Raw genomic sequence first — 10,806 nt, forward strand, 5'->3', positions numbered from 1 at the left:
GCGACGGGATTTGCTGCGCGCATGACCGGCAATTACCTAGCCTCGGTTCTCCGCACGAGCTGGCCGAGGCTTGATCAAAAAAACGAGAAGTGCCCCTGACCTGCAACGATGGGACTTGTCTAGGGCCGAGTCAATCGCGTGGAAAGCAGCACCTCTCAGGTGAAGAAGAGTATCGGGTTGTACCCGCGTGTCCGCGTCGAGCGCGGTGGCAGTCCGGTGGTCTCGCAGGCCGGGGCAGTGCTGCTCGTCGAGAGGGTCCGCAAGTCCGGCTTGGCGCTGCGATATCGGCAGCGCTGGCGCCGTGGCGCAAGCCGCGGACGGTGCACGACCCGGGCAAGGTCCTGCTGGATATGGCGCTCGCGACGGCTTTGGGCGGGGACTGCCTCGCGGATGTTGCGATGCTGCGGGCCGAGGCCGACATGTTCGGCCCGGTGGCCTCAGACCCCCGGCAGGTCTGGGAGTTGGCCGGTGAAGACAGTCGTGCTGCTGGTGGAAGCGCGATCGTGGACAGCGACGGCGTGCTGGTCCTTGCGCACTCCGAGAAGCAGGACGCCACCCCGACCTGGAAAAAGACCTTCGGCCATCATCCCCTCGTCGCGTTCGTCGACCACGGCCAGGCCGGTTCCGGAGAGCCGGTGGCCGCGCTGCTGCGGCCCGGCAACGCAGGCTCCAACACCGCGAGCGATCACATCACACCACCACCCAACTCGCCCTGGCCTGACTCCACCCTGCGGCGGGAACGGCAGACACTGATCCGCACCGACTCCGCCGACGGCATCCACCCCTCCTCGACTGACTCACCCACCGGGGCCGGTGGCTGTCGTATTCCGTCGGAATGACCACCACCGAGACCATCCACCAGGCCGTGCTGAAGATCCAGAAAAAGGCGTGGACACTGGCCTACGACGCCGACGGCACCGAGCGGCTCGGCGCCTGGGTCGCGGAGATCACCGACATGCCCGACCTGAGCACCTGGCCCAAAGGCATGAGGCTGATCGTCCGCAAAGAACGGCCACACCCCGGCGCCCAGTTGCGCTTCACCGATCTCGACGGGCTGCGACTGACCTGCTTCGCGACCAACACACAGGGTGGCCAGCTCGCCGACCTCGAACCGCGTCACCGCAGGCGGGCCCACTGCGAGGACCGCATCCGCGCCGCCCGCGACACCGGCCTGCGCAACCTGCCCCTGCACGACACCGCCCAGAACCGTATCTGGCTGGAGTTCGCCTTCCCTTCCGTCAGCAGTCGCCCAAGAGCATTCCACGCCACGCAGGTGGGTTCCACAGGGTTTCGGCTTACCTTGGCTGGACCCCTATGGTGGTCCCGTGGGCAGGGATGGTGCGCCCCGGCTGAGGCTGGTCGTGGTCACGGACGACGATCCCGGGCCGCTGCTCTGCCGTGGATGTGGTGGCCTATTGATGCCGACGGTGAAGGCGGCGGCGGTTTTCTGCTCGTCGGCTTGTCGCGCGCGGCACTGGCGGCGGATGCGGAGAGCGAGGGCGAGGACCGAGGTGGTCCAGGCCGACCGGACGGCGAACTGCCCGGAGTGCGGAGAGAGTTGGGCGGCCAGGGTGGAACATCCGGCCTCTGCACGGTACTGCTCTCCCCGCTGCCGCAAACGGGCATGGCATCGGCAGCGCACTGCGCAGAGCGGGGTGTGAGACCGCGCGTCCCGCTGCGGCAGGGCTGCTCTGCGCGCCGGGCCGGTGCGCCCTGGCGACTGCTCCCCGGCCGCCAGGTGGTGTCAAGTGGCGCATGTCCGGGGTCAGTTCGTGTCACGAAAGGTGACGCGCCCGGGGTCCATGGGGGTAGGTGCGGATGTCCGCGATGGTCGGCAGTGTGACCCGGGATCGCTACGACGAGCTGGTCAAACTGGGGCGGGACTGGGTGGCCACGATGAGCAGTGCTCAGTGGCGGCTTGGTGACGCGGCCACGGAGATCGAGCCGATGCGCTCGTATGGGGTGCAAATCCCTCCGGGAGGGAAGACCTGTTCACCGCCAGCGAGGCGATCAGGATGTTCGCCGAAGACGTCGGCCTTGCATACACGAGGGTCCGCAGCTACAGGTGGGTGTCCTCGCGCTGGCCGAAGGAGCGCCGGCGGGCGGACGTCTCGCACACCATCCACAAGGTGCTGGCCAGCATCCCCCATGAGCAGGAACGCTTCGAGGCGGTCAACACCCCCCCGCCCAGCCTGCGCGGCGGACAGCCGCGCTGGACGCACGCCAGTGTGAAACGGGTCGTGGGCTTGAAGTCGATTCCCTGGAGAGCGTCCAGGAGGGTGGAGGCGATCCACGACCCGGCCATCGACGACGCGGTCGCGGCTGTGGTGACCACCGACTTCCTGCGCCGTCCGGCGGTCGCCTCGAAGGCGATGGCTGATCTTCGAGTCCAGCGAATCCCACGAGATCCACCGATGGCTCCTGGAGCTGAGGATCCAGACCGGCATCCGCTGGGACAAGGCCGAAGTGATCCGTGAACGACAGGTGCAAGAGGGTGCAGCTGCCGTCCCAGCACCCCGGTCGAGCCTCTGAGGCCCTCACCCCAGCGCCCTGGCCGCGCCACTTTGGATCGATGACGGTGTTGCCGGAGCGGGATGTGGCGGTGTCCGCCGGCGTGCACGCGGTGCGGTCGATGAAGACCACCGGTACGACGCCCGCAGGCATCCCGGCTGGCTTCGTGTTGGTGCTTCAGTTGGGTGGTGTGCGAGTGGTCGCCCGGTTCCAGGTGGGTGTCCTGACGGGCGGTCGGGCAGCTCGCTGTCGTCCGGTCACGATGACTTGCCAGATGGCGAGAAGCAGCAGCGTGCCGGTTTCGGCGACGAGGCTGAGGACGGCTTGCGGCGCGGGCTGCAGACCGTGCTCCGTGAATCCGAACACGCTCGCGGTGCGCGAAGCGGTGAAGCCGCCGAGGGCGCCGAGCGCGACGCCTGCCGCGAGGGCCCTCAGCAGCAAGGGGGGTGTCCTGATCAGCAGCAGGGCGGCGAGGGCGAAGGCCGCGCTGGCCTGGAGCAGGAACAAGGGGCCGATGATGTGGACGAAGCGGTACTCATCCATGTAGAGCTGGGCGTGGATGTATCCGCTGGCAGCGAGGGTTGCGGCGGTCGCCGACCGCAGGGTGGGGACGAGCAGTCTTTGGACGTTCATGCCAGCCTCTGGTCTTTGATGGCCAGTTCGCGGTCGCCTTGGCGGTAGCCGACGCTGCGGATGCCGAGTGCGTCTTTGAGCTGTCGGGCGGGGACGACCTGCGGGGTGGGGGCGGGGGCGCGGCCCGGTTTGGGCAGGGGGTAGGCGGTGGTGGTGGCGGAGTGGAAGGTGATGTTGCCCTCTGTCTTGGTGAACAGCTGGTGGACGTGCCCGTTGAGACAGGTGACGGACGAGAAGCGGCGCAGGAGAGCGATCACTTTGAGGGCGTCGTCGGTGCTCCAACCCCACTGCGGGTACATGGCGAACAGCGGGATGTGGCTGAAGACCACGATGGGGGTGTCCGACGACAGCCCGGCGAGGTCCTTGCGAACGAAGTCGATCTGGTCGTTGCCGAGGTGGCCGAGCTTCTCCAGGCTCAGTGTGTTGACCAGGGCGATGAAATGCACGCCGTGGGTGTCGAAGCTGTACCATCCGTCGCCGAGCGTGCCCATGCCGAAGGTCCGCCGATAGGCGCGGCCCGCATCGCCTATGGAGTCGTGCTCGCCCGGTACGGTGAAGACGCGGTCTGTCTTCATTCGGGCCATCATCTGCTTGACCTGGTCGAACTGACTGGTCGTGGACAGGTGTGTGAGGTCGCCGCTGTGCATGACGAAGTCAGGCCGGAATCCGAGCGAGTTGACCTGGTTGATCGCTTCGGTGAATGAGCCGGCCACGTCCGTGTTCGCCGGACCCTGGAAACCGATATGACTGTCGGACACCTGCACGAACCGCAGCGCGCCGCTTCCCGCCTCGGCGGCCCCGGCGTTGGTGCCCCGGGAGTCCGCGATATGGCTGATCACCTCCCCACTGGCCACGGTCAGCACCACCGCGCCGCCGAACCACCCTGCATGCCGCATGAGTTGACGTCGAGTCATGCCGTGTTCGCTTGGGGGCCGACGGACGTCGTCGGCCAGTGCTCCGTCGTGAGTGTCGTGATAGTCGGCCATCAGGTCACCTCCACGGTGGCGGTCATGAACGGATGGATGGTGCAGAGGTAGGCGTACGTGCCGGGTTTGGTGAACGTGTAGCTGTAGGTGGCGTGGGTGGCCAGGGCGGCGGAATGCAACGGGCCGCCCGATCCGGCGCTGGTGACGGTGTGGGCGTCGGTGTCCTGATTTGTCCACGTCACCGTCGTGCCCACTTTGACCTTCAGAGTGGCCGGGGAGAATGCGAAGTTCTTGATCGCCACGGCGTTCCCGGTCACCGGCGCGGCCGGCGCGCCCGTGCTCGATGGACTCATGGGCATGGTCATGCTGGGCATCGGCGAGGTGCCGGGAGCGGTGCCCGCCGGGTTCGCCGGCCCCGTGGCACCGGGCGTCCCGGCTGTCTGGTGCTGACCCGGCCCGGGTGTGATGGTGCCGGCTCCGGTGGACGAGGAGTGCGACGACTGGCCGCATGAGCTGAGGAGCCCCAGTGCGCCGGCAGTGGCGACGGTGGCGACGGCCAGTCCGGCCGCAGCGCGTGATCGCCGGCCAGGTGTGCGGAATTTCAGGTGCATGGTGTCCGTTCCTCACTGATCAGGCGGAGACGGGGGTTGCGCCGGCGGAGGGCGCAGGCAACCGCAGGGATGTAGGTGGATGTCGTGTTCACGGGCGCGCGCTCCTCGCGGCCCCGAACGAGCACGGGCGCTGCCCCGTACCGCCGCGGACCTCGACGTGCCTCGCGCTGCACATCCGCCCTCGCGCTGCGCATCCGCCCTTGCGCGCCGCGAAGGTGCAGGCGGCATGAGGCAGTTCCCCTGCGGGGAGCCGCGAGGGACTCGGGACCGGTCGGCGGTGCCTGTAGGGATGGTGCGCACGCTGGGGCAGGTGGAGTTCTGCCCCCGAGGCTGCGCAGCCCTCGACCGCTGTGCGTGTCGAGAGCCGCGTAGAGCCGTCGACGTGGTGTGCGCCGGGCATCGGCCTGGGCTGCGCGGTGCCGCCGAGTTCGATCCACGGGGGCGGGCTGATCGCGGTCGGAGCCGGGAGCAGGTACGTGGCGTGGTGTTTCTCGGTCACCTCTGACCCAACCTTTGTCATATGGGAGTCGATGAGGGTTGACGTGTAAGTGGGCCCTTGTCCGCATCCACGGACGGCGGTGGTCCCACGGTTCGGTAGATATGCACTTTTTATGAGATCTCTTGGTGTCGCCGCAGATCAGCCGGCCGCCCCCGGGCCCGCGCACACCTGACCCCGGTGGCGCCGTACGGCCCAGCGTGGGCATATCGGCCTGCGGCGGCCGCAGAGCGTCACCTGCTCCGCGCCGTGCGTTACGGGACAAAGTGGGGCATGTGCGTAATGATCGGTCCATGCCCTGGAGTCCCCGAAAACGTGGTCCAAGGACCGATCCGGATCGCTCCGCGCACCGTGTCTCTGGTAGAGGGACCCTTTCGACCGCAGACGAGGAACTGCTGCGCACTCTGTACGCGGAGCATGCAGGGCCCCTGTTCCACTACGTGCTGCGACTGACCTCGGGAGATTGGCAATGGGCGGAGGATGTGGTGCAGGAGACGCTGCTGCGGGCGTGGCAGCATCCCGCCGCGTTCGACCCCGCTCGCGGCCCGGCCCGGGCATGGCTGTGTACGGTCGCGCGGCATCTGGTCATCGACGCCCACCGGGCCCGGCAGGCCAGGCCGGCCGAGGCCGGCGGCGATGCGCTGGAGCGAGTCGCCGAGCAGCAATCGGGCGAGGACGAGATCGAGCAGGCACTGCAGAGCTGGGCGGTTGCCGAGGCCGTCCGGTCACTGTCCCCGGACCACCGCGCCGTCCTGCTGGAGACCTACTACCGGGGTCGGACCATGGCGGAGGCCGCACAGGTGCTGGGCATCCCGCTGGGCACCGTGAAGTCACGGACGTACTACGCCCTGCACGCCTTGCGGCTGGCGCTTCAGGAGCGGGGGATCGAGCCATGACCATGGCGGGCAGGAGGCGGCGACCGTGAATGCGGAGCACGACGCCCTCCGGCTGGCGCTGGGAGGGTACGTCCTGGGCGCGCTGCCCTCGGGGGAAATGGAACGCGTGCGCGTCCACCTCGCGCAATGCGCCGATTGCCGGGCCGAACACACCCAGCTGGCGGGGTGTGCCGCGCTGCTGGTGACAGTGACCGAAGCCGAAGCCTCAGGCCAGACGGTGCCGAGGGCCGAGGGCGACCTGGCCGACCGGCTGGTGGCACGGGCAGCCGAAAACGCACAGGGCTCCCCGCGCGAACGGGCCGGTGTGCCCGCAGGGTCACAGGCGCCGCAGGGGGGCGTGCTGGAGAGGTTGCTCCAGCAGGCTGCGGCCCGGCGCCGCAGGACCTGGCGTCTACAACTGGCCGGCGCTGCCGCCTCGCTGACGTTCATCGCGGCAGCGGCCGGCGGCACATGGCTGGCGGCTGTCGGATCCCTGGGCAGTCAGGCGAGGCCCCCTGGGCCGACCGCGCCGACCGCCTGGCGCACCTTCTCCGGAAGCGATCCCACCACCGGCGTCTCCGCCTCGGTGAAGGTCTCGCCCTCGGCCTGGGGCAGTGTCCTGCAGGTCTCCGCCAAAGGGGCACCCGCCGGAATCACCTGCCGACTGCAGGCGGTCGGGCCCGGCGGAGCGAGGGCGGACGGCGCCACCTGGCGCGCAGGCGAGTACCCTCCCGGCACCACGATCCCAGGGGCGGTTCCCATGTCCCCGGGAACCATCGAGCACTTCGAGATCATCGCCGGCAACGGTCAGAAGCTCGTCACAATCCGCGCGTGAAGCGAGGGGAGCCCACGCGGCCCCGTCGACGGGGCGGGCTCCTGGCGCACCGACGCCTCCTCGCGTCCCGGCGCGGGTCGCAGGAAAGGCGCACCGACCGCGACAGGGCCACCCCGCGCCACACCCCGGGCGTCCACCCCACCGCCGCCGCCACGCGTGCGGCGGTCGGGTGTGAGCGCACGGCGGCACGAGAGCGCCGCGTGCGCGGCGGCCCCGCAGGTCGACGCCGGTACCTCGCCGGCCGCAGGCTGATCAGCGCGACGGGCGTGGTGGCGGCTGGTGGCCCACGCGGCTGCCAGAGACCGGAAGAGGTCACCTGCGCGGCCGGACTGATCGAGGTGAAAGCCGTCCGGGTGTACGACCAGCCGATCGAGGGGCGGCCGCATGCGGTCGTCGATCTGGCAGCTGTGGTGCCACACGTTCCCAGGACCGGTCAGGTGCTGCGGCTGCTCGGCCTGCACAATCTGTCAGCGCAGGACTGTGTCGGCACCGGGGCAGTTCTGCGGCTCGGTCGCGAGGGTCTGGGCCGCCACCGTCACACGGCGTCCGGGCAGCGGCAGATCGGCCACCTCCCAGGGGCCCGGGTCCTGCTCACGGCGCGCCGACGGTTTCCGGGAGCTGGTCGAGCTCACCCCCGATTCCGGCGAACCGGCACGGTCCTCAAGCGACTTGGTGCATGAGCGCGCCGACGGAGCGTGCAGCCGGGTCATCGACATTCACGTGACCTCCAAAAATCCAGCAAAAGGGGCGAACCACTCGAACCGTTCCGTGTGCCTCGACCGTGGAACTGAATGAGCGCGCCCCTACAGGATCCGACCCACCGACCGCCCCCGAAGGGGTTGGCGGGTCTCCCCCATTCCGGTCTCCGCACATCCACAGAAGAGCCAGAAGACCATGTTTCTGTCCGATTCCCCCAGCCCGAGTTCACTGCTCGGCCAGCCCTGCGACCACCAGGCACTGCTCACCCTGCCCGCGCAGGAGTCACACGTCTCCGCCGCTCGTCACTTCGCGGCCGATCTGCTGGCGACCTGGAGCGTGCCCTCAAGCGAGCGGGACTCCGCCGTACTCATCATTGACGAACTCGCCGCCAACGCTGCCCAGTACGGCCACGAGCGCATGACCCTGCTGCTCGTCCTCGACCACGGCACCCTGCACATCGTGGTCAGCGACTCCGGCACGGCCGTGGAGCACCCCCGCCCCGACATCGCCCCCGACGAACACGGTCGCGGCACCGGCATCGTCCAGTACCTCGCCCAGTCGACCGAGATCCACCGGACGCGCAACGGCTGCGAAGTCCGCGCCTGCCTGAGGTGCTCGACATGACCGGCCCGGGCGTTCCGCGCGAGCTGCGGTGCCGGGTCACCAGACGGCCCCGCAAGTGGGCCCTCGCGACGCACAAGCCGCGCCCCGTCGACAGCTACCCGGGCCCGGCCCAGGTTCCCATGCGGTCCGCGGCACATCCACCGGCCCTCGATCACAGCCACCCCGACCACGACACGGTGCCGTGTCGACGCTGCGGCGCCGGCCCCTGCGAACCGGCGGAGTGGTGACCGTGGACCTCACCCCGAACAGCCGTGAGGACACCGGCGTCCCGCCAGCGCACCAGGCATACGCGAATGAGCCCGATCTGCGCCGCGAGATGCACCAAGTGCTCGCTCTCGGGGCCGAACGCGACGGCCGCCAGGCCAGGCCCGTCACCGGCCCCCCGATCGACGCGACGGCCGCCGAACGGGCCTGGCTGCTCCGCCGGGCGGCCCTCATGGACCGGATGGCCTTGCATGACCCCGGCCCCGGCCCGGTCGCAGCCGCCGCGGAAACCGCCGCGCAACTCGTCCTGCACGACCGCCGCCATCCCGACCTGGTGGCCGGCCCGCTCCACCCCGACGCGATCACGCTCGCCTCCGGACGTCGCCTCTACGTCCGCCAGGAGTACGCCGCCTGGACGGCCGCCGGGCGCCCCGGAACCTGAACCGCCCCCGGCCCGTCAGGAGGAAGGACACATGACCCGCAAGGAGATCGAAACCCGGCACGCCGCCGCAGCAGCCGGCCAACTCCACCCGCCTCGCCCTCCACGCCCGACCGCCATGCGTGAACATCGCGCCGCCCGGCGGCAGGAGCGGTCACGTCAGGAAAGGCCGGTAGACGCATCGCGGCCGAGTGCGAAGGCTCATCAGCCGTTCCCGGTGTCAGACGGTGGTTGCTCCCAGGGGCAGTGGCTGGGCGTCCGTCCGGCCCAAACGCCCCCGCACATCTCGTGGGTACGGCAGCCGGCGCTGGTGGCGCGTACGCACCCGTGCCCGCGCCCTGGGCCGTGTCCGATCTCCTGTAATCGGGCGGGCTTGTGAGTGAGACATCGCTCCGGGCACCCGGCTGTGCCTTCGGCTGCACGGACCATCCCGACGGGTTCGAGCGGGAGTCATTCCACCGCGGCGGCGAGGGCGATGCCTGCCTTGCCGGCCGTCAGCCGCGGGAGCATGCCGGCACCGGCGAGGTCCGTCTCGATGTCCAGGACCTGACTGTGGTCGTGGGCCATGGCCACAGGATCCTCCACGAGGTGTCCTTTCCTGTCGGCGAGAGGTGCCTGCTCGCGATAGTCGGACCCAGCGGGGCAGGAAAATCCACGCTCCTCAACGTCCTCACAGGCCTGGGCCCAGCGGATCGCGGCACGGTGCTGTACGACGGACGTGACCTCTACCGCAACCACACCGAACTCCGCCGGCGCCTCGGACTCGTCCCTCAGGACGAAATCCTGCACACACAGCTCACCGTGCGGCGCGCCCTCAGTTACGCGGCCCAGCTGCGCTTTCCGCAGGACACTGCGCCGGCACAACGGCAGGCACGGGCCGAGGAGGCCATCCGGGAACTGGGCCTGGGAGAACGCGCCGACCGGGCGATCCACAGCTTCTCCGGAGGGCGGCGCAAACACGTCAGTGTGGCCCTGGAGCTGCTGACCAAGCCGTCCCTGCTGTTCCTCGACGAGCCGACCTCCGGCCTCGACCCCGGTATGGACCGCTCGCTGATGCGCATCCTGCGCCGCCTCGCGGACGATGGACGAACCGTCATCGTTGTCACCCACAGCGTGCTCAGCCTCGACGAATGCGACCTCCTGCTGGTGCTCGCACGTGGCGGCGAAGTCGCCTACTGCGGACCGCCGTCCGAGGCCCTGCCCTTCCTCGGCTTCGCGGACTGGCCAGAGGCATTCGTGGCGTTCGAGACAGCGGGCGACCGCGAATGGGCGAAGGAGTACCGGCACTCACCTCACCATCAGCGGTACGTCACGGACTTCAGGATGCGGCAACCCGCCTCCCGGGCTCAGGCGCGGCGAGCAGGACCACCCCGGCGGCGACAGACGTGGGGCGCCCAGCTCGGCACGCTGGCCAGACGCTACGCTGCCGTTCTTGGCACTGACCGTACCTTCCTGAGCGTCATGATCGCGCATCCTGCAGTGATGGGCGTCCTGACCCGGTTCATCGCCGGCAGTCGGCTGAACCGTGACACGGCAACCAGCGCCCTGCTTGTCCTGTGCATCGGCGCCGTACTGACCGGCGCGGCCAACGCCGTGCGCGAGCTGGTCAAAGAAATGGCTGGAACCATCCAGCTTGCCTCCGTCCTCCCGGACAAGAAGGTGAAAACCGATCCGCTCCTGCATCACACGGCCGCCGCATGGCTGCTGAGTACCGGCATGCTGCTCTTGCTGTCAATCGTCTTCGCAGTGGCCGTCGCCTGCATGCTACGGCGCCGCGAACCCGCCATCATGCGCAAGTAGAGCCCCGGCAGGAGCCCGCCCCCGGCCGGCCCGGCCCGGGGCACGAGCCCACCCATCCCAGTGAGAAGGTGAAGACTATGTTCCGCAACGCACTTGAGCCGTGGCACCTGGTGCTCCTGGTTCTGGTGATCGTCCTCGTGTTCGGCTCGAAGA

At 69.4% G+C, this 10,806-nt stretch carries 10 protein-coding genes and 2 pseudogenes; 8 read left to right on the forward strand and 4 right to left on the reverse strand.

Annotated features, from left to right (window positions below):
• Positions 1-159 precede the first annotated feature (159 nt).
• Both ACIP94_RS37940 and ACIP94_RS37945 read left to right on the forward strand, forming a co-directional pair.
• A pseudogene (locus ACIP94_RS37940) lies at positions 160-1,219 on the forward strand (transposase); the annotation flags it as partial.
• Between the two features lie 796 nt (positions 1,220-2,015).
• Positions 2,016-2,477 carry a DUF6192 family protein gene (locus ACIP94_RS37945; RefSeq protein WP_402436561.1) on the forward strand — a complete coding sequence of 154 codons (462 nt, stop codon included), beginning with the start codon at positions 2,016-2,018 and terminating at the stop codon, positions 2,475-2,477.
• Between the two features lie 211 nt (positions 2,478-2,688).
• Here ACIP94_RS37945 and ACIP94_RS37950 read toward each other — a convergent pair whose 3' ends face one another.
• The 3 genes from ACIP94_RS37950 to ACIP94_RS37960 all read right to left on the reverse strand — a co-directional run bounded on the left by ACIP94_RS37950 (position 2,689) and on the right by ACIP94_RS37960 (position 4,372).
• Positions 2,689-3,144, reverse strand: coding sequence for a hypothetical protein (locus ACIP94_RS37950; RefSeq protein WP_402436563.1), 456 nt, complete (start codon positions 3,142-3,144; stop codon positions 2,689-2,691).
• On the reverse strand, positions 3,141-4,040 hold the full coding sequence (locus ACIP94_RS37955; RefSeq protein WP_402436566.1) for a metallophosphoesterase family protein: 900 nt from the start codon (positions 4,038-4,040) through the stop codon (positions 3,141-3,143). Before ACIP94_RS37955 ends, ACIP94_RS37950 begins: the two co-directional genes overlap by 4 nt.
• Positions 4,041-4,129: 89 nt before the next feature.
• Complete coding sequence (locus ACIP94_RS37960; protein WP_402436569.1) at positions 4,130-4,372, reverse strand: plastocyanin/azurin family copper-binding protein; 243 nt, start codon at positions 4,370-4,372, stop codon at positions 4,130-4,132.
• Here ACIP94_RS37960 and ACIP94_RS37965 point away from each other — a divergent pair.
• From ACIP94_RS37965 to ACIP94_RS37975, 3 genes are all read left to right on the forward strand, one after another.
• Positions 4,362-4,520, forward strand: coding sequence for a hypothetical protein (locus ACIP94_RS37965; protein WP_390748961.1), 159 nt, complete (start codon positions 4,362-4,364; stop codon positions 4,518-4,520). The two genes, ACIP94_RS37960 and ACIP94_RS37965, sit on opposite strands and share 11 nt — an antisense overlap.
• A 950-nt stretch (positions 4,521-5,470) precedes the next feature.
• Complete coding sequence (locus tag ACIP94_RS37970) at positions 5,471-6,073, forward strand: sigma-70 family RNA polymerase sigma factor (protein ID WP_402436572.1); 603 nt, start codon at positions 5,471-5,473, stop codon at positions 6,071-6,073.
• 25 nt (positions 6,074-6,098) lie between these two features.
• The gene (locus ACIP94_RS37975) at positions 6,099-6,887 is read left to right on the forward strand and encodes a zf-HC2 domain-containing protein (RefSeq protein ID WP_402436575.1); all 789 of its coding nucleotides are present in this window, start codon (positions 6,099-6,101) and stop codon (positions 6,885-6,887) included.
• A gap of 467 nt (positions 6,888-7,354) precedes the next feature.
• Here the strand turns inward: ACIP94_RS37975 and ACIP94_RS37980 are convergent, their stop codons facing one another.
• Complete coding sequence (locus tag ACIP94_RS37980) at positions 7,355-7,519, reverse strand: hypothetical protein (RefSeq protein WP_402436578.1); 165 nt, start codon at positions 7,517-7,519, stop codon at positions 7,355-7,357.
• A 262-nt stretch (positions 7,520-7,781) separates the two neighbouring features.
• On the opposite strand from ACIP94_RS37980, the gene ACIP94_RS37985 reads away from it, so the two are divergent.
• The 3 genes and pseudogenes from ACIP94_RS37985 to ACIP94_RS37995 all read left to right on the forward strand — a co-directional run.
• The gene (locus ACIP94_RS37985) at positions 7,782-8,210 is read left to right on the forward strand and encodes an ATP-binding protein (RefSeq protein WP_402436581.1); all 429 of its coding nucleotides are present in this window, start codon (positions 7,782-7,784) and stop codon (positions 8,208-8,210) included.
• 229 nt (positions 8,211-8,439) lie between these two features.
• Positions 8,440-8,856 carry a hypothetical protein gene (locus tag ACIP94_RS37990; protein WP_402436583.1) on the forward strand — a complete coding sequence of 139 codons (417 nt, stop codon included), beginning with the start codon at positions 8,440-8,442 and terminating at the stop codon, positions 8,854-8,856.
• 462 nt (positions 8,857-9,318) lie between these two features.
• Positions 9,319-10,653, forward strand: a pseudogene (locus tag ACIP94_RS37995) (ATP-binding cassette domain-containing protein); the annotation flags it as partial.
• Between the last annotated feature and the right edge of the window lie 153 nt (positions 10,654-10,806).

This window comes from Streptomyces sp. NPDC093261 (genome assembly GCF_044753645.1).
Lineage (GTDB): Bacteria > Actinomycetota > Actinomycetes > Streptomycetales > Streptomycetaceae > Streptomyces.

Coding starts and splice junctions, on each gene's coding strand:
- ACIP94_RS37970 (WP_402436572.1), top strand. CDS start 5,471: ATGCCCTGGAGTCCCCGAAAACGTGGTCCAAGGACCGATCCGGATCGC.
- ACIP94_RS37945 (WP_402436561.1), top strand. CDS start 2,016: ATGTTCGCCGAAGACGTCGGCCTTGCATACACGAGGGTCCGCAGCTAC.
- ACIP94_RS37985 (WP_402436581.1), top strand. CDS start 7,782: ATGTTTCTGTCCGATTCCCCCAGCCCGAGTTCACTGCTCGGCCAGCCC.
- ACIP94_RS37950 (WP_402436563.1), bottom strand. CDS start 3,144: ATGAACGTCCAAAGACTGCTCGTCCCCACCCTGCGGTCGGCGACCGCC.
- ACIP94_RS37955 (WP_402436566.1), bottom strand. CDS start 4,040: ATGCGGCATGCAGGGTGGTTCGGCGGCGCGGTGGTGCTGACCGTGGCC.